The sequence below is a fragment of the Nostoc sp. EspVER01 genome (genome assembly GCF_034530635.1).
In the GTDB taxonomy this organism is placed as follows: Bacteria; Cyanobacteriota; Cyanobacteriia; order Cyanobacteriales; family Nostocaceae; genus Nostoc.
In genome coordinates this window covers 63,064-82,935 of sequence record NZ_JAVRCS010000003.1, presented here as the reverse complement: position 1 = coordinate 82,935, position 19,872 = coordinate 63,064, and the positions used below count along the sequence as shown (strand labels likewise).

Sequence of the window (19,872 nt, the reverse complement as noted above, 5' to 3'; positions counted from 1 at the left end):
TTGCTCACTTAAATAGTAAGCAATAGGAGGGAAAGATACAAACATGATGAAAGATTTAATAGATTCAAAAGATTCAATAAAATCATCTGAAAAATCGGCAATTTTCCAGTTAGTAGATGGGCGAATTGGCGAAATATCTTTAGTTAAAGGAACGCTATATGTTCATTTTGAGACTGATGATGAAAAAGATTTAACACTTGTGTTTACGGATGTAGTTGGAGTTGAGATGTTCAATATCCAGAATACCGAACTGAGTAAATGGACAGTTAGCTTGAACGATCCTTTCATCGAACGAGCTAGGAAACTTTCAGAGAAACATACTGAAGACCTTGTTTGCTATGCTTTTTGGTCGCCTTGGCTAAAAGAGCCAATGATGCGTATTTTAGCTAGCAATTTTGAGATCAAAACCTAATATGGCAAGGTTGTCCTCTTTGGAAAATGCCAAGAATTACGGCGTGAATTTGCCGCAGTTGTCCGGTGATTCATTATTTAATCTTGCCCGTAATTGGACTAGGAATACTAGCTCCAACAAATAACAACTCACCACCTAAAAGAGAGGCTTATGTCTCAAAAAATCATTATCGACCCCGTTACCCGCATTGAAGGACACGCCAAAATCTCTATTTACTTGGATGATAACGGACAAGTCAGCGATGCTCGGTTTCATGTCACAGAATTTCGTGGTTTTGAAAAGTTTTGTGAAGGTCGTCCGCTTTGGGAAATGCCAGGAATTACGGCGCGGATTTGTGGAATTTGTCCGGTGAGTCATTTATTAGCTTCTGCCAAAGCTGGCGATCGCATTCTTGCCGTTACAATTCCTAAAGCAGCTGAAAAACTACGCCGTCTAATGAATTTGGGGCAAATTATCCAATCCCATGCCCTGAGTTTCTTCCACCTCAGCGCCCCAGATTTATTATTAGGAATGGATAGCGATCCTCAAAAACGCAATGTATTTGGCTTAATTGCTGCTGAACCAGAACTAGCGCGTGGCGGAATTCGCTTACGTCAATTTGGACAAGAAATTATCGAACAATTGGGAGGACGAAAAATACATCCATCATGGGCGATTCCTGGTGGTGTCCGCGAACCTTTATCCCCAGAAGGACGTACTCATATTCAAAATCGCATCCCAGAAGCACGCGCCACAATCTTAGATGCACTAGGTAGATTTAAAAACTTACTTCATGATTATCAAAAAGAAGTACAAACCTTTGGGAATTTTCCTAGCTTATTTATGGGTTTAGTCACTGCCGATGGTTTGTGGGAGTACTACGACGGACATATTCGCTTTGTAGATAGCGCCGGGAATATTATTGCTGATAAACTCGACCCAACTAATTATCAAGAATTTATCGGTGAAGTAGTTCAACCAGATTCTTATTTAAAGTCTCCCTACTATCGTCCTTTAGGTTATCCTGACCAGAGCGACTATTGTAGTCTCGATAATGGTATTTATCGAGTAGGCCCTTTAGCGCGTTTGAATATTTGCAGTCATATTGGTACGCCTTTAGCTGATGCAGAATTGAGAGAATTTCGAGATAGAGGTAAAGGCACAGTTACATCATCATTTTTCTATCATTACGCCCGATTAATTGAAATTTTAGCTTGCATTGAACGCATAGAAATTATCATAGATGACCCAGATTTAATGTCTACCAAATTGCGGGCTGATGCTGCCATTAACCGATTAGAAGCAGTTGGTTGTAGTGAAGCACCACGGGGTACATTATTTCACCATTATCAAGTTGATGAAAATGGGTTACTTCAGAAAGTAAATTTAATAATTGCCACAGGTCAGAATAATTTAGCGATGAATCGCACAGTAGCTCAAATTGCCCGACATTTTATTCACGGCTCAGAAATTCCTGAAGGTATGTTAAACCGAGTTGAGGCAGGAATTCGAGCATTTGACCCTTGTTTGAGTTGTTCAACTCATGCGGCGGGGCAAATGCCTTTGCATATTCAATTAGTTGGTGTTGATGGGAGTGTTGTTAATGAGGTTTGGCGGGAGTAACAGCAGAGAATCTCTGACACTATTATGCAACGCCTATTTGTTAACTTGCGTTTGAGTACTTGGAAACATAAGTATTTATGACTTTCTGACAATTTTTGTATGCAGGTGGAGGTTTTTTATGAATAGCCAAAATAATAAATATTGGAGTTTTAGCTTTAAATTAATATTAATAATTACAGTAATCATTACGGGTTTCAATACTTATAAAATAATGCATATTTGGGAACCTTTATTAAGGGGTGAACCGTTACCAAACTCTCAAACAAATAACACAAGTTTTAATGATGAACAATTTGATAAGATGCTTGAAAGAAATCATCGAATCCATGACATGATTGAAAGCCATGTATTCAGCCTTGTTGCATTAATTATAGGTACAGGTGGTACAGTATTAATATTTGGGGCAAAAAATTGGATTTACGAGGAAGTAAAAAAAGATTTGGATAAGGAAAAACAAGATTATAAAACAGAAATCCAAAAATATCTAGATGCTTCATCTCAATTAATGGTATTAATGCCTTTGATATCGGATGAAGAAATTTATAGTTCTGAGTCTTCTATTGAAATAAAAGCATTATCAACAATTTGGAAAAAGTCACTTGAAACTATCAAAGAAAAGTATCCAGAATATAAAGCTACGTCAATGTATGCTTTAAAAGCAGGAGATATGTCTTCTTACATAGCACGGTTATCTTCTGAAGAAGCAGGTTATAAAAAAGATATATCCATTCAAAAAAAAGCACAAGAAATGTATGAGCAAGCACGAAAAGAGTATCAGGAGTCTCTTCAATATATACCCATTAAAATGGAAAATATTGAATCAGTTTTCTGGAGTAAGATCCAATGTAGAATGGGCAATGTATTAACTGCTTTAAAAAGATATCAAGACGCAGAAATAAGTTATGAAGATTCTTTAAAGAATATGCCTAGTAATTATTGGGCTTGGCATAGTTTAGGAGACTTATTTGCAAACCAAAAACAATACGAATATGCAATTACAAAATATGATGAAGCCTTAAAAATATACCCTAATCATCCTGAAACTTTGTATAAAAAGGGAATTGCTTTGTCATCCTCGAATCCAAAAGGAGAACAAACAGATATAGAAAGACAAGCAATTGACTTATATAAAAAGGCATTGACTTTTAGACCTACAAATAACTGGCTTTTAAAAAGTTTAGGTGATTCATTACAGAAATTATGGTGGTATGAAAATCGAAAATCCAATTTTAAGGTAGAAACCAAAGAAGAACAAGAACAAAGAGAAAAAAAAGAAAAAGAAATATCTGAGACTTATCAAAAAGCAATTGATGCAAATTTTAATAAATATGAAAGTCTTCTTGAATATGGTGATTTTCTTTTAAAATCAGCTTATTGTATAGACAGAAGAATGGGAAATATACACGCTGATGCTAAAAAGAAGCGAATAGAAGCAATAGAAAAATATAAATCAGCCTGGGAAATTGCTAAAAGATTGGAGCATAATACTGTTGATATTTTATATGCTAGGGGAAATGCTGAACTTTATAATGGAGATTATGAAGCAGCATATAATTTATATGAAGAAGCTATATCAGAAAATGAAATAACCAAAGATCCAACACCCAAAGAGGGCTTTAACAATTATTTTAGAAACTGGGATAAACCAATTTATGCAATTATAAAATTGCTGGAAAGTACAAAAAATAATGATGAAAAATATGAAAAAATAAGGGTAGAATGGAGCGAAAAAGCTTTAGAAACATTTAATAATAAATTCAAAAAAACTCTTCTAAATAATAATCAAGATATGTCAGATGTATCAGAAAAAATAAAAAAAGTTGAAGCTTTGTACAATAAAACTATATTACTTTTCTTTAAATTAGAGGGAGAAGATGCACGTAAAGAATTAGAAAAAGCCCGTAACATTGACAAAGACTATTTAACTGAATTACAAAATAGTGACTTAGATTGGGGTTTATTTTTCTTCTTAAAATAAGAACTTAAAAAGTGAAGGTCTAATTATGGCGGCTATAACACCACAGTCTGGAAAACCTTATCCTCTAGGAGCAACTTGGGACGGCAAGGGAACCAATTTTGCTTTGTTTTCTGAAAATGCTACCAATGTTGAACTTTGCCTGTTTGATGAACACAAAAGAGAGATACTTCTGCCACTTGTAAATGTAGAAAATTATGTTTGGCACGGTTACGTACCAGGAATTAAACCAGGACAGCAATACGGATTCCGAGTTGATGGAAATTATGAACCGGAGAAAGGATATCGTTTTAATTCATCAAAACTCTTAATAGATCCCTATGCCAAGGCAATTACTGGCGATGTCACTCACACAGAGGAAATATTTAGTTATCCGTGGAATGCGCCCGAAGAAAAAAAAGATTTAATACGATCCAGAACCAATGATTCTCATTTAATTCCCAAGGCTGTTGTCATTGATGAGTCTTTTGATTGGCAAGGCGATCGCTTGTTGCAAATTCCCTGGCAGGATACTGTTATCTATGAGACTCATGTTAAGGGTTTTACCAAGCAACGCCAAGATATTCCCAAAAAACTGCGCGGAACTTATGCTGGACTTGCTCATCCTATCGCAATTGATTATCTCAAATCTCTTGGCATTACTGCTGTTGAACTGCTACCAGTCCATCATTTTTTTGTTTATTCTGGAGACTTAGCAAAGAAAAAACTTCGCAATTACTGGGGATATGACACTATTGGCTATTTTGCTCCCTATTCCGGCTACAGTGCGAGTGGAATTTTGGGGGAACAGGTTGTAGAGTTCAAGCAAATGGTGAAGATTCTACATAGTGCTGGTATAGAAGTGATTTTAGATGTAGTTTACAATCACGCTGGAGAAGGCAACCACTTAGGCCCGACTCTTTCTCTACGAGGCATCGACAATACGATTTATTATCGATTAGTTGAGGATAATCCTCGCTACTATATTGAAGGTTTGACTGGCTGCGGCAATTGTCTGAATACTCACCATCCGCAAGTGCTGAAGTTGATCGTGGATAGCTTGCGCTATTGGGTATTAGAAATGCATGTGGATGGTTTTCGGTTTGATGTTGCTGCGGCACTAGGTAGAGGGGAGTTGGAGGTAATAGAAGTAGAGGTAGACGTTTGGCGAGGCTCCTCCAAGCAACATAAAAAAGTCGATGTTCTCAAACGAAACCACGAATTTGATAATCTCGAATCATTTTTTGCCATCATCCACCAAGATCCGGTTCTTTCTCAGGTAAAACTGATTGCTGAACCTTGGGATTCAGAAGAAGGTGGCTACCAAGTCGGAAATTTCCCTCTTTTGTGGTCAGAGTGGAATGATAAATATCGAAATACTATGCGAGACTTCTGGCGTGGTGAAAACATCAAGCTAGAGGAGTTTGCTAACCGCTTTACTGGTAGTCCTGACTTGTATCAAGCGAATGGTCGTCGCTCTCATGCAAGTATCAACCACATAACCTGCCATGATGGCTTCACGCTGCATGATTTGGTCAGTTACGATCAAAAACACAATGAAGCAAATCAAGAAAAGAGCGGTGGCAATGATAATAATTCCTGGAACTGCGGAGTCGAGGGAGAGACAGATAACCCAGAAATATTGCAGTTACGAGAACGACAAAAACGTAACTTCCTAACTACCTTGATGTTATCTCAAGGCATTCCCATGCTATTGGGGGGAGACGAAATCGGGCGATCGCAACAAGGTAACAACAACCCTTACTGTCAAGATAATGAGATTTCCTGGTTTAATTGGGATTTGACGGCAGAAAAAACGGCACTGTTAAAATTTACTCGTCAACTAGTTCAGTTCCGCAATCAGCATCCTGTGTTTCGACAAACCAACTGGTTAAATCAGGGTTCAGCTATTTCTTGGTTTAATCCCGATGGTAGTGAAATCATAAAAGATCAGCGACAAAAGCCTGCTGTTACAATGACTATCTTCTTGAATGGTACAGAAATTTCTACCCCTGATCCTTCGGACGAGAGGATTATTGACGATAGTTTTTTGCTATTTCTCAATAGTTGCGATCAAATGATTGAGTTTTCTCTACCCAATGGGTTAGAGGATAAAAAATGGCAGTTGGTGATTGATACTACAGAGTCTCTATTTATTGAAGAGGATCGCTTTTACCAAGACGGTCAAATTTTAACTGTAATGCCGCGATCGCTGCTATTACTCGGTGTGTTTAGAGGGTTTGTAGCACAATATGTTGTACCCCTACTAAGTAGGTAGGCGTGAACTTTGAATTAGGCGATCGCTTATCACCAATAGGCGAAACTGGAGTTGCGATCGCTTTACAAAACATGAGTGGGTTATAAAGCAATACAGTTCAGTTAAGGCTAAAACTCTTTGCCAAAGTCAATTTTTTTAACGAACCGCAAAGGACGCAAAGAGAAGAAAGAAATGCTTAACTGAACCGTATTGGGTTATAAAGCCTGACTATCCCGCTTCAATCAACCCACAGAGAAACAAACTGGAAATCTTTGCCAGTAAACAACCTGCGATCGCTTAATTTGAAATTGAGAATCACTAGCGATCGCAGATTTATTTCACTGGTTAGAAGCAAATCAACCAGAGTCAGTATTTAATTAACTTTTGTGCCCTACGAATTATTGACAAATGCTTGATAATCTGAATCTGTTCCCAATGGGGCTAGATTCAAAACTCACTGTGAGGAATTTCTCAATTTGTTATGTTCTTCTTGAGTAACCCGGTAGACTTCTTTGTCCATCATGTGGATTTCATACTCTGCTTCTTTTCCAGGGAAAAATAAAAATCCTGGCTGTTCTTCTTCTACTTCTACTATTTCAGAAATTGCATTAGGATTTATCTCAACATGAACGCCTTCTGTAGTTTTCACTTCTACAGGTTCCATGCCACCCCTCCTTGCTATTGAAGTAGCTTTATGACTAATATTGGTAGATTAATACTATTACAATTAAAACTTACTTACTCAAACTAGCAAAAATACTTAATGCTTCACCAATAGCAGATGCAGAAACCTTAGCCTGAAAGATGCAAGCACCCCTAGCTGTAGGCAGTGCGATCGCAACTAGAACCGCTTGATCTGCACTAAGGGATCTGCGGGTTAATAGTGTCCCAGCCAGGAGGGTTTTCAACAGAAATAACATTGTTCAGCACCAAAAAGATCATAAAAATCATTGACAAACAGACATCAATGAATAGCCTTGGAGATACTGCGAATTTACAAGTTCATTTGGAGACACTTGACGAGGGTCTGTTAGATTTTACAGCGATCGCAGATTTTTGCAGATTTATCAAAACTGAATTTAGGAAACTGGAATAGGTTGACCGCTAGACAGAACCAAAGGAAAATTATGAACATTAGGGGCGTGCATTGCATTTATACCAAGATTGGCACGGTTCAGCATATCAGCGTCGGTTCTAATTACTTCACCCCGACTATCTAAGATGGAATGATTAAAGTTCAATCCATTGATATTAAATGCCATCGAACATACACCCATCGCTGCAAACCAAATACCTACCGTTGGTAATGCTGCTAATAATAAATGGAAAGCACGATGATTTTTGCTAGCAAAGGGAGGAATCAACAACCGACCCAAGAAGCCATAGTGTCCTGCCAAGTAATTGTAGGTGGCTTTCTGCTGACCCAACTTATATCCGGCATTAATTGATTCATTTTCATCGGTATTCCGAATTAGCGTTGAAGTCACTAAAGAACCATGCAAAGAACTTAACAGTGCGCCCCCGAATATACCTGATACACCCAACATATGTAACGGGTGCATAAGGATATTGTGATCGCCTTGGAAAGCCAACATAAAGTGGAAAGTCCCAGCAATTCCCAAAGGTAAACCATCAGAAAAACTACCTTGACCAATGGGATAAACTAGCAAAACTGAAGTAGCGGCAATGACGGGTGCAGAATAAGCAATTGCTGTCCAAGGGCGCATTCCCAAACGATAGCTCAGTTCCCAAAATCGCCCTAATAAACACCAAATACCAATGAGAAAATGCAGCACAATCAACTGATATGGGCCACCATTGTAGAGCCATTCATCGATTGAAGCAGCTTCCCACATAGGATAAAAGTGTAAACCAATGGCGGCAGATGTCGGTACAACTGCGGCTGTAATTAAGTTATTACCCTCCATCAGTGAACCCATGATTGGCTCACGTATGCCATCCATATCTACGCCGGGAGCGGCAATAAAAGCCAAAATAAAACAGGTGGTGGCAGCCAGTAAGGTGGGAATAATCAACACACCAAACCAGCCAATATAAATCCGATTTTCTGTGCTAGTAATCCATCTGCAAAAACTATCCCATAAATCAAAAAAACTAAATTCTCTTTGAGGTTGAATAATAGTACTCATGGTCTGTAGCTCCTAAGCAATTCCAAGTTCAAAATTTTCTAACTACTTTTAGTAGATATTTATCTCTTTTGCTTGAACTCTGGCTGAAATAATAATTTGGACATTCCTCATAGAGTCAAGCTGCGAGTTATCAATGTAAATCAAGCTGTATAAAGAAGAAGTAAAACAATGTCTTTAATCACCTTTGGAGAATTTCCGTTATAAATATGTTACGTAGCATAAATAACTGGATACATCCCCTTATCTGCTGCTAAATGCAATAGTTGAGTATCTCTATCTTGAAGTTAGAAAAAGAATTTGAGGAACTTGTGAGGAAATACGGTGCTTATTAAAACTTAAATTTTGCAAGGATTCAGGTTGGGGCAGAACAAATGCATCTTCAAATCAGTAGACCGACAAGTTTTCTAGTTGAACATGTTTTGCTTGTGGCTTTTGAGTTGTCCTTGTCGAAGACATCTCGATTTCCTCACAAGTTCCTCAAGTTTTTTATCTAACTTAAAAATAGGGTTGAACAACTAAAAAGTATGTGTAATGTGATGGGCTACGCAGAGGCGATGTCTACGACGGTAACAGAGCGTTGGTCATTAAGCGTAGCCGAAATGAGCCGAAGTGCTGGCTACGCCTACGCAATTGGTTACGGTAACGAGTTGCGTAGTGATGATGGCATTGGTCCACGAGTAGCTAGGGCGTTGCAGCTATCGAATGTGAAATCTATTGCTGTCCACCAACTCACCCCCGAACTTGCCCAAGCGTTGGCTAATAGTGATTTGGCAGTATTTATTGATGCTTGTTTAGCGTCCGAAAATTCCCAGGTGCAAGTACAATCGCTCTTACCTAACTCTTCCAATGTTATCGCTGGACATACAGCTGATCCGCGATCGCTTCTAGCTCTAACTCAAGCTATATACGGTTATTGTCCGCCAGCTTGGTGGGTGACAATACCAGGAGAAAACTTTGAATTAGGTGAGAATCTATCACCTCTTGCTGAACAAGGAATAGAGATAGCAATTGATCAAATAAACCACTTAATCAAAACCGCGAGGAAAGAATTATGCATGAAGTTGGCAAAATCTAGAAAATTTCCTGCTGCGGATTGAAAAGGAAGAACCACTGCGATCGCATATTCAAAGTCTCAAAGTTTCTTGGCTCGATCCCTTTATATCATGTCCGCTTGATTACTTAACTAAACCCCAAGAACCCCACCCCGCCAAAGCTGCGCTTTGTCTCCCCTCCCGAAGAGCGGGGAGGGGCTGGGGGTGGGGTGCAATGACTGTGGAAATCATAACTAATTATGCGGACATGATATTAGTTCTTCACAAGTTTCTCAACTCCTTATTCTAATGTCAAAAGTAGGTTCAGGTTAATCATTACTAGCCCTTAGAGACTTTCGCAGGTGCAAGAAGATGCAGGACAAAACATTTGCAACCATAGACGGCAATGAGGCTGTTGCTCAAATTGTCTATCGACTGAATGAGGTTATTGCAATTTACCCAATTACTCCTTCTTCACCGATGGCTGAGTGGGCCGATGCTTGGGCTAGTGAGGGTAAACCCAATATTTGGGGTACTGTTCCCTCGGTAGTACAGATGCAGAGTGAAGGAGGTGTGGCTGGTGCTGTACATGGTGCTTTGCAAACTGGTTCACTGACAACCACATTTACAGCATCGCAGGGATTATTGTTGATGATCCCCAATATGTACAAGATTGCTGGAGAATTAATACCTACAGTATTTCATATTGCCGCGCGATCGCTAGCCGCGCAAGCTCTCTCTATTTTCGGCGACCACAGCGATGTCATGGCGGCGCGTGGTACTGGTTTTGCTATGTTGTGTGCCGCATCAGTGCAAGAAGCACAAGATTTTGCATTGATAGCAACACGAGCAACCCTAGAATCACGGATACCCTTTCTGCACTTTTTTGATGGCTTTCGTACCTCCCACGAAATTAACAAAGTAGAAACTTTAACAGAAGATGACCTGCGAGAATTCATTCCCGATGAATTAGTATTCGCTCATCGGTCACGCGCCCTCACTCCCGACAAACCAGTTTTGCGCGGTACAACACAAAACCCTGATGTCTACTTCCAAGCCAGGGAAACTGTCAATCCTTACTATCTAGCTTGTCCAGACATCACTCAGAAAGTCATGGATGAATTTGCCGCCATGACTGGGCGACAGTACCAACTATTTGAATACCACGGCGACCCAGCAGCCGAACGAGTTATTGTGCTGATGGGTTCCGGTTGCGAAGCTGTACATGAAACAGTAGATTACCTCAACGCCCGTGGTGAGAAAGTCGGCGTTTTGAAAGCAAGACTATATCGCCCATTTGATGCTATGCGATTTGTCGCCGCCTTGCCAGAAACTATCCGTACCATCGCAGTTTTAGACCGCACCAAAGAGCCAGGCGCATCTGGTGAGCCATTGTATTTGGATGTAGTCGCTGCTATCCATGAAGCATGGGAGCAGGGGAGCAGGGGAGTAGAGGAGAAATTAGAGTTAAATTCCCCCCTGCCCCTCTGCCCCTCTGCCCCTCCGCCCAAAATTCTTGGTGGTCGCTACGGTTTATCTTCCAAAGAATTCACACCAGCGATGATTAAAGCCATTTTTGATAATCTGGCTACGGCTGAACCAAAAAATCATTTTACTATCGGTATTAACGATGATGTCACCCACACCAGCTTGAATTATGATCCTGACTTTAGCATTGAACCAGACAATATAATAAGAGCTATTTTTTATGGTTTGGGTGCTGATGGTACAGTCGGTGCTAATAAAAACTCAATCAAAATTATTGGAGAAGAAACAAACAATTACGCTCAAGGCTATTTTGTTTACGATTCCAAGAAATCAGGTTCGGTCACAGTTTCTCATCTACGCTTTGGTTCACAACCGATTCGCTCGACCTATTTAATCAGTAAAGCTAACTTTGTTGCCTGTCATCAATGGGAATTTATTGAAAAATTTCCGATATTGAAAGACATCATACCAGATGGTACATTTTTGGTAAATTCTCCTTATGAAAAGGATGAAGTTTGGGATCATCTGCCGCCATCAGTACAAGAGAAAATTATTCACAAACATCTGAAATTTTATGTAATTAATGCCTATAAAGTCGCTCATCAAGCAGGCATGGTAGGAAGAATCAACACAGTAATGCAGGTTTGTTTCTTCGCCTTATCAGGTGTATTGCCACGAGAAAAAGCAATCGCCTACATCAAAAACTCCATCCGCAAGACTTATAGCAAGAAGGGCGACGAAATTGTGCAGATGAACATCAAAGCGGTAGATACTACATTGGATAATTTGTATGAGGTAGAGAATAGGGAATTGGGAACTTGTACTGAGCGACTTGCCTTGAGCGTTCGCGTAGCGTCTCGTAGAGAAGTCGAAAGGAGTCGAAGTATAGGGAATGGGAAAGAAAAACAATCTTCAATTCCTGATGCTGCACCTGCTTTTGTCCGTGATGTTTTAAGTAAAATGATTGCCCGTCAAGGAGATGAACTGCCAGTTAGTGCTTTACCAGCAGACGGTACTTATCCTACAGGTACAGCAAAATGGGAAAAACGCAACATTGCCCAAGAAATACCCGTTTGGAATACAGATGTCTGCATTCAGTGTGGTAAGTGCGTGATGGTGTGTCCTCACAGTGTCATCCGCAGTAAGGTTTACGAACCGCAGCAGTTAGAAAACGCACCATCGACGTTTAAGAGTGCCAATGCCAAAGACCACGATTGGACAGGTTTGAAATATACTATCCAAGTGGCAGCAGAAGATTGTACTGGCTGCGGTATTTGCGTAGATGTTTGTCCGGCGAAGAATAAATCAGAACTACGCCGTAAAGCGATTAACATGGAACCGCAATTACTATTACGGGAACCAGAACGGGAAAATTGGGATTTCTTTTTGAATATTCCCAATCCAGATAGAAGTCATCTGAAACTGACTCATATTAACCAGCAGCAAATGCAGGAGCCATTGTTTGAATTTTCTGGGGCTTGCGCTGGGTGTGGCGAGACACCTTATATTAAATTAGCAACACAGTTGTTTGGCGATCGCATGATTGTCGCCAACGCCACTGGTTGTTCTTCTATTTATGGCGGGAATTTACCCACTACCCCCTGGACGCACAATACCGAAGGACGCGGCCCAGCTTGGTCAAATTCGTTATTTGAAGATAACGCTGAATTTGGACTTGGTTTTCGCATTTCGATTGATAAGCAAGCAGAATTTGCCGCTGAATTACTCAAACAACTAACCACAGATGTGGGTGAAGAACTGGTAAATGGTATCCTCAATGCCGAACAAAAAGATGAAGCTGATATTTGGGAACAACGCGAACGAATTGTTATCCTGAAGCAACAGTTAGAAACAATTATCAGTAGTCAATCACCACTGACAAACAAAGCAAAGCAACTCTTAAGTATTGCTGATTACTTAATAAAAAAGAGTGTCTGGATTATCGGTGGTGATGGCTGGGGTTATGATATTGGATTTGGTGGACTAGATCACGTCTTAGCCAGTGGACACAACGTTAATATTCTCATTCTTGATACTGAGGTTTATTCTAATACGGGTGGACAAATGTCTAAAGCCACACCCAAAGCAGCTGTAGCCAAATTTGCGTCTGGGGGTAAAGTTGCACCTAAAAAAGACTTGGGTTTAATGGCGATGACTTACGGCAATGTCTATATTGCCAGCGTCGCAATGGGCGCACGGGATGAACACACTCTTAAGGCATTCCTAGAAGCTGAGGCTTATGAAGGACCATCGCTAATTATTGCCTACAGCCATTGTATTGCCCACGGTATCAACATGAGTACAGCAATGCAGAATCAAAAAGCTGCTGTCGATTCAGGTCAATGGTTACTGTATCGATTTAATCCAGACCGCATCAAACAAGGAGAAAACCCACTACAACTTGATTCACGCACACCAAAGTTACCGCTAGAGCAATATATGTATCTAGAAAATCGCTTCAAAATGTTGACTAAGAGTAACGAAGAAGTAGCACAGCAGTTACTTAAAGAAGCTCAAGCAGATGTGAAAACCCGTTGGCAAATGTATGAATATTTGGCAGCACGGCAACTATAGAATGCTGACTTAGTACTCAGAACTTAGCACTTTTTTATCGAGGTTGTTATGGATTTGACTACAACTTATTTGGGGATGAAATTGCGATCGCCTCTTGTTCCCTCTGCATCACCTCTCTCTGAGGATATTGATAACATTCAGCGAATGGAAGACGCAGGTGCAGCAGCAGTGGTGATGCATTCACTATTTGAGGAACAGTTGCACTTAGAACGTTATGAACTCCATCATCACCTCACTCACGGTACTGAAAGTTTTCCTGAAGCCTTGACTTACTTCCCTGATTCAATCAACTTTCGGGTGGGGCCAGAAACTTATTTAGAGCATATCTACAAAGCCAAGCAGAAGGTAGGCATTCCGATTATTGCCAGTCTCAATGGCTCATCCGTTGGTGGATGGACAAACTATGCCAAACAAATTCAGCAAGCGGGAGCAGACGCACTCGAATTGAATATTTACTATGTTCCTACCGATATGGAACTAACGAGTAATGAAATTGAGCAGACTTATATTGATATTCTTCGTGCAGTTAAAGCAGCAGTAATTATCCCTGTAGCAGTCAAACTCAGCCCCTATTTTACCAATATGGCAAATATGGCAAAACGTTTGAATGAGGCGGGTGCTGATGCTTTGGTACTATTTAACCGCTTTTACCAGCCGGATATTAACCTCAATCTCCTCGATGTTGAACCCAATGTGCTGTTAAGTACACCGCAATCAATGCGATTACCTCTGCGATGGATTGCGATTCTCTATGGTTGCATTCATGCTGATTTGGCTGCAACTAGCGGTATTCATCGAGGCGATGATGCTTTAAAAATGCTCATGGCTGGTGCCAAGATTACGATGCTTTGCTCGGTACTGCTACGACATGGGATCAACCAGATTCGAGTCATTGAGCAGGAAATGCGCGAATGGATGCAACAACACGAATACGAATCAGTACAACAAATGCAAGGAAGTATGAGTCAAAAGCATTGCCCAAATCCTAGCGCCTTTGAACGTGCCCAGTATATGCGCTCTCTTAGCACCTATAAACCTGAATGGAAAGCCGATCATGACACATCGTATTACTTTGGTTAGAGCAAACAAAAAAGTTATCGAATCGGATGATTTTTCTAAATTTAATATATTTAAATTAAGTCTATATTAAATTGTGATATCATCACCTTGCTGATTAATAGTTAATCGCAAAACTGACAATCCTAAAATTATCAAAAATAGCACCAGACCAATCGTGCAAGCATAGCTAATTTCCAAGTTATTAAAGGCTTGCTCATATAAATAATAAACAATCGTCTTCGAACTACTGAGTGGGCCTCCTTGAGTCATAATGTAGACTTCTTCAAACACTTTGGTTGCAGAAATAGCCGAAATTACTGCCACTAAGGCTAAATATGGCTTCATTAAAGGTATGGTAATATCCCAATGTTTGCTGATACCATCAGAGCCATCAATGGCTGCGGCTTCGTACACATCAGCGGGAATTGATTGCAACCCTGCTAAATAAATCACCATGTAGTAGCCTAATCCTTTCCACACGGTGACAGCCATGACACTGGCAAGAGAAATTGGTACAATGCCTAAGATTTTTGCTGGGCTAGTTAGCCAAGGAATACCTTCTGGAAAAAGACCTAAAGCTTTAAATAACTGATTCAGTAATCCGTTTTCTGCATACAGCCATTTCCAAGCTATTCCCGCAACCACCATTGAAATTACCACTGGAGTGTAGTACGCTGCTCTAAACCAATTCATTCCCCGCAATTTCTGATTTACCAAAATTGCCAGTACTAAGGGAGCAATTACTAAAATTGGTACTACACCTACAAGATATAAAAAAGTGTTTTCCAAGGTTTTCCAAAAAACTGCATCCTTCCAAAGCTTGAGAAAGTTGGCTAAACCTATCCATTGTGGCGGCTGGGCAATGTCTTCATAACTGGTAAAACTGAGGTAAAAGGCTTGCAGTGCAGGCCAAAAGACAGTTAACCCTAAAAGAACTAGGGCGGGTAATAAAAATAAATAAGGGGTAAGCCGTTGTTTGATGAACATCCAATTTTTAGGTATCAATTGATTCATAAGAAGTTTAATAGTTGTTTTTGCTTTGTCAGAATAAGAATTTGGAGATGTGAGTAGATTTAAGCTTCAATATTTTAAGGGCATTATTTGCTTGTGTAAGCATTGGCGTCGCCTCTCATAGAGAAGTTCGTCGTAGACATCGCTAATTAATAACTCGGAGAAACTGCAATGGAAACTCAGCACAATCCGCCAATTGAACATCAAAATGTCCCCATAAACCACCGTGGACTGCATGATTTTTTGTATAGTTCTGACAACGAACACACCGCCATTGAGGTGAGTATAACTCCTGAACTGGCAAACAATGGTACTGAAATCATTGAGTTTGAGGCTTGGAGTGTAGCTGCTCAGAACGCTAAAATTGCCGGAGTTTACGCAGTATTAGATGCAGAACGCCGCACGCAGTACATTGGCTATTCTCGGAATGTGTTGCTTTCCTTAAACAGCCATCTTCGCCAAAATGGCGAGCAAAGGTGTGCTTTTGTACGTGTGCAAGCATTCAAATTTCCCAAACGTCAAGAAATGGAAGATTTGCGAGATGCGTGGATAGCAGAACTCGAAAGTATGCCACCTGGTAATGCAAATGATGGCGGAATGTGGGCTAGTACGGTAGGTGAAGCGACTAAGGCGGTAATGTCAGAAGCCCAACTTCAAGCCTACGAGGAGAAAAAGCTAAAACTGCGGAAAGCAATGGCTGATACAACTCTTTCTAAAGAGTTAGAAACAATAGATGCGAGTGAAGCCGAACGTCAGCGTCAACTTGAAGCTGCTGTGAAAAACGATGACTGGAGTGTAATTATTGACGCACAGACAGAGGAAACTAAGTATTGATTTTTGTCTGCTTTGCGCTATCTGACTTTTTGAGTAAGTGGCATGAAAGTTCTGTGAAAGATGAGAGGATTTTAAAACGCAGAGGGGCGCTGAGGGAAGCGCAAAGGTTCGCAGAGGAGTGAATTCTTTGCGTTCCTCTGCGTTAAAAAATAAGGTATTGATATGATGACAAAATTAGACGCTCTGATTAATTCTCTAGAAGGCATAGAAATTATTACCGACTCTATCCAAGTCGCAAAATTATCCCAGGATTATCACACTTTTAGCCCTGTGTTAGTGTCGAAATTAGAGGGAAAAGTTGGGGATATCGTAGTGCGTCCCGCTAATGAAGCAGAGGTTTTAAAAGTTGCAGCTGCCTGTGCAAAACATCGTATACCTGTAACTGTGCGAGGTGCGGGAACTGGGAATTATGGGCAATGTGTACCGTTGCATGGTGGCGTAATTTTAGATATGACGCGGTTGCAAGAGATTCTTTGGGTAAAACCGGGAGTGGCGCGGGTAGAAGCTGGGGTGAAGTTGGCAGCTTTGGATAAAAAAACACGAGAAATCGGCTGGGAAATCCGTATGGCTCCTTCTACATACCGCACAGCGACAATTGGCGGATTTATTGCTGGGGGAAGTGGGGGTATTGGCTCGATTCAATATGGGTTACTAGGCGATCGCGGTAATATCTTAGCATTGCGAGTGATCACTGTAGAAGATGAACCCCGTGCGATCGCATTACGCGGCGATGATGTCCAAAAGGTAAATCATGCTTGGGGAATTAATGGCATCATCACTGAAGTGGAAATTCCTTTAGGGCCAGCTTATCCTTGGGCAGAAGTCATTGTCACCTTTGACGACTTTATGACAGCAGCAAAGTTTGGTCAGGCAATTGGCAATGCTGATGGCATGATTAAGAAGTTGATTTCTGTTTTTGCATCCCCAATTTCCCAATATTTTCACGCAGTACAAGAGTATATTCTTGAAGGAACTCACTCAGTATTTTTGATAATTTCTGAACCAAGTTTGGAATTCTTACCGACTTTGGTGCAGCAATACGGCGGCCAGATTACATATAAAAAATCAGCTGAGGAAGCAGCCAAAGGTACACATTTAGCAGAATTTAGCTGGAACCACACTACCTTGCTTGCCCGGAGTGTAGATGCTGGTATTACATACTTACAGAGTCTCTTTCCTAATGATGGCAATTTGCAAGTAGTAGAGCAGATGTATAATTACTTCGGTGATGAGGTAATGATGCATTTAGAATTTTTTCGGGTGAATGGTGTCGTAGTTCCTGGCGCTTTGCAACTTGTGCGTTACACCACAGAAGAACGCCTCAATGAAATTATCCGCTATCACGAAGAACAGGGTGTGAGTATTGCCAATCCTCATACGTATATTATTGAAGACGGCGGTAGAAAAGTTATCGATCCTGAACAGTTAAAATTTAAAGAAATAGTCGATCCTTATGGGTTGATGAACCCCGGTAAAAGCAAGGTTATTCAATTCCATACTCAAAATTAGCAAACTACAGAAACACATATCAGAAATTTCTCTGTATATTTGTGTAACTTAGCTCCAAAAAGCTAGTTGCTGGGCGTTTATAATTTGTGGTTTGATTTTAAGAGCCGTGGGGATAACCCAAAATCCAACATTCCAATAATCGCCCATGATTGAAATTGACGGTTCCTACGGAGAGGGAGGCGGACAAGTTCTTCGCACTTCCTTAAGTCTAGCCGCCATTACCGGCGAACCCATACGAATTACAGGCATTCGCGCTGGACGCAAAAAGCCAGGATTAGCAGCACAACATTTAACAGCAGTTCGGGCGGCGGCGAGAATTTGTAATGCCCAACTACGGGGTGATGCTTTGGGTTCAATGCTGCTGGAATTCATCCCAGGTAGTGCTGTGCAAGCTGGAATTTATACCTTTGATGTTAGTAAAGCACAACAAGGTGGTTCTGCGGGTGCGATCGCTCTAGTTCTTCAAACAATTCTCTTACCTTTGGCATTAGCATCTGGCAATTCCCTGGTGACACTAAAGGGTGGAACTCATGTGAACTTTAGCCCGACAGCGACGTACATTGAGCAAGTTTATCTGCCTATACTGCAACGCATGGGTGTAGAAGCCCAAGTCAAGTTAGGCGCTTGGGGGTGGTATCCCCAAGGTGGGGGTGAGGTAGAGTTACAGGTGGATGGCGGTGGTAAACTCGGTGGGATCGACTTGTTGGAACGGGGCGATTTACAACAGGTGCGAGGACTAGCAGTGGTGACGGAATTGCCTTCCCATATTCCGCAACGGATGGCTAATCGTGCGGAGAATTTGTTACGGTCAGCCCATTTAAAAGTTGCTGTACAGACTTTACGAGAAAGAGGTGTAGCACCTGGGGCGGGTATTTTTTTAACTGCTGAGTATCAGAATAGCTTAACTGGCTTTGGTGGATTTGGGCGTTTGCGATTGTCGGCGGAAACAGTTGCAGAGATTGCTTGTCAGCAACTGCTTGAGTTTCATTACACGGGCGCACCAGTGGATGAACATTTAGCAGATCAGTTATTATTGCCGGCTGCTTTAGCTTCGCAAGAAAGTCATTATCGGGTGGCTGAAGTGAGTAGGCATTTGACGACGAATGCAGCAGTTATTGAACAGTTTGGGCTAGCGCAAATTATGGTAGATGAAGCTGAAAAAATAGTGTCAGTAAAGAGTTTGACTAGATAAAATAAGTATATAGATTTACTAACTCCTATGTGCTTCAACTAGCAGCAAAGTCAGTAAATTTTCGTTTGTATGGGGCTTTAAAAGCCAAAACTATATCTTGTTTAGGAACTCCAGCTTCTACTAATTCATTCGCCACTCCGATTTCGGTTCCATCGCGTTCGATCCAAATTTTGCCATCTTTAATTTCTACATAAATAATACAACCAAATATTCGCGTTAGCTCTTGCCAACCAATGTTCATAACTTGATAGCGATCGCGTTCAGTATCAAATAACAATTTGACTTCTGTCTGACTATTTGAGCGATTTTTGGCATGACTTTATTATGAAATATATCTTTAGCTGGCATACATATATTAAATTTATTTAACCACTACTCATACCATAAAGCGATCGCTGAGGAATATTTAGGACTTGGATAAAACCAAGTCTAGTTTTGAAATGCTTATTTTATGAACAGAGTTTTTATATTTGCGTACTCAAATAAATTTAGTAACTATTTTATATTTTTCAGTCTGATTTTATACTTAATTATTTTGCCTACTTAAATTTGAAATGATGATGTATCAAAAAAATATCTTACATCAGGTAATGTAAATTGATTTTTACTGCTTGTGAGAAATGCGGGTGGCTAACCTAAGCATTTTTTTCTCACTTGTGAGAAATTCGGGAAGTCCCGTTTGCTTGACTTACAGCGTGCCAAACGCTTGTTTTATAGAGACTGTCTCCTGCCTTTCTTCGGAGATGTCTAATAATAATCGCCCTTGGTAGCTTGAAATATCGATGATATAAAGGAGACA

The 19,872-nt window shown here is 40.5% G+C and carries 14 protein-coding genes and 1 pseudogene; 10 read left to right on the top strand and 5 right to left on the bottom strand.

Annotated features, from left to right (window positions below; genetic code table 11):
* Positions 1-43 precede the first annotated feature (43 nt).
* The 4 genes from RMX69_RS04015 (at position 44) to RMX69_RS04000 (ending at position 6,246) form a co-directional block, all read left to right on the top strand.
* Entirely contained in the window at positions 44-412 is a 369-nt protein-coding gene (locus RMX69_RS04015) for a hypothetical protein (protein ID WP_322636584.1), read from the top strand.
* 150 nt (positions 413-562) lie between these two features.
* Positions 563-2,014, top strand: a complete 1,452-nt coding sequence (locus tag RMX69_RS04010; RefSeq protein WP_322636583.1) for a Ni/Fe hydrogenase subunit alpha — start codon at positions 563-565, stop codon at positions 2,012-2,014.
* Between the two features lie 118 nt (positions 2,015-2,132).
* Positions 2,133-3,992 (top strand): tetratricopeptide repeat protein, encoded by a 1,860-nt coding sequence (locus RMX69_RS04005; RefSeq protein ID WP_322636582.1) that lies wholly within the window; start codon positions 2,133-2,135, stop codon positions 3,990-3,992.
* 25 nt (positions 3,993-4,017) lie between these two features.
* Entirely contained in the window at positions 4,018-6,246 is a 2,229-nt protein-coding gene (locus RMX69_RS04000; RefSeq protein WP_409879414.1) for a glycogen debranching protein, read from the top strand.
* A 433-nt stretch (positions 6,247-6,679) separates the two neighbouring features.
* Here RMX69_RS04000 and RMX69_RS03995 read toward each other — a convergent pair whose 3' ends face one another.
* The 3 genes from RMX69_RS03995 to RMX69_RS03985 form a co-directional block, all read right to left on the bottom strand.
* Complete coding sequence (locus RMX69_RS03995; RefSeq protein WP_289795612.1) at positions 6,680-6,889, bottom strand: hypothetical protein; 210 nt, start codon at positions 6,887-6,889, stop codon at positions 6,680-6,682.
* A gap of 70 nt (positions 6,890-6,959) precedes the next feature.
* Complete coding sequence (locus RMX69_RS03990; RefSeq protein ID WP_289795611.1) at positions 6,960-7,145, bottom strand: hypothetical protein; 186 nt, start codon at positions 7,143-7,145, stop codon at positions 6,960-6,962.
* Between the two features lie 159 nt (positions 7,146-7,304).
* Positions 7,305-8,375 carry a Photosystem Q(B) protein 1 gene (locus tag RMX69_RS03985; RefSeq protein ID WP_322636581.1) on the bottom strand — a complete coding sequence of 357 codons (1,071 nt, stop codon included), beginning with the start codon at positions 8,373-8,375 and terminating at the stop codon, positions 7,305-7,307.
* A 599-nt stretch (positions 8,376-8,974) separates the two neighbouring features.
* Here RMX69_RS03985 and RMX69_RS03980 point away from each other — a divergent pair.
* From RMX69_RS03980 to RMX69_RS03970, 3 genes are all read left to right on the top strand, one after another.
* Positions 8,975-9,472 carry a hydrogenase maturation protease gene (locus RMX69_RS03980; RefSeq protein WP_322636666.1) on the top strand — a complete coding sequence of 166 codons (498 nt, stop codon included), beginning with the start codon at positions 8,975-8,977 and terminating at the stop codon, positions 9,470-9,472.
* 306 nt (positions 9,473-9,778) lie between these two features.
* On the top strand, positions 9,779-13,468 hold the full coding sequence (nifJ, locus tag RMX69_RS03975; protein WP_322636580.1) for a pyruvate:ferredoxin (flavodoxin) oxidoreductase: 3,690 nt from the start codon (positions 9,779-9,781) through the stop codon (positions 13,466-13,468).
* A gap of 48 nt (positions 13,469-13,516) precedes the next feature.
* On the top strand, positions 13,517-14,548 hold the full coding sequence (locus RMX69_RS03970) for a dihydroorotate dehydrogenase-like protein (protein WP_289795609.1): 1,032 nt from the start codon (positions 13,517-13,519) through the stop codon (positions 14,546-14,548).
* Between the two features lie 66 nt (positions 14,549-14,614).
* Here the strand turns inward: RMX69_RS03970 and RMX69_RS03965 are convergent, their stop codons facing one another.
* A complete protein-coding gene (locus RMX69_RS03965; RefSeq protein ID WP_289795608.1) occupies positions 14,615-15,541 on the bottom strand; it encodes a carbohydrate ABC transporter permease in 927 nt (308 codons plus the stop codon).
* Positions 15,542-15,709: 168 nt separating this feature from the next.
* Between RMX69_RS03965 and RMX69_RS03960 the strand changes: the two genes are divergently transcribed.
* The 3 genes from RMX69_RS03960 (at position 15,710) to rtcA (ending at position 19,073) form a co-directional block, all read left to right on the top strand.
* Entirely contained in the window at positions 15,710-16,372 is a 663-nt protein-coding gene (locus RMX69_RS03960) for a GIY-YIG nuclease family protein (protein ID WP_289795607.1), read from the top strand.
* Between the two features lie 162 nt (positions 16,373-16,534).
* Positions 16,535-17,881 carry an FAD-binding oxidoreductase gene (locus RMX69_RS03955; protein ID WP_322636579.1) on the top strand — a complete coding sequence of 449 codons (1,347 nt, stop codon included), beginning with the start codon at positions 16,535-16,537 and terminating at the stop codon, positions 17,879-17,881.
* A gap of 145 nt (positions 17,882-18,026) precedes the next feature.
* Entirely contained in the window at positions 18,027-19,073 is a 1,047-nt protein-coding gene (gene rtcA / locus RMX69_RS03950) for an RNA 3'-terminal phosphate cyclase (RefSeq protein WP_322636578.1), read from the top strand.
* Between the two features lie 34 nt (positions 19,074-19,107).
* Here the strand turns inward: rtcA and RMX69_RS03945 are convergent.
* Positions 19,108-19,368: pseudogene (locus RMX69_RS03945) on the bottom strand (XisI protein); the annotation flags it as partial.
* Positions 19,369-19,872 lie beyond the last annotated feature (504 nt).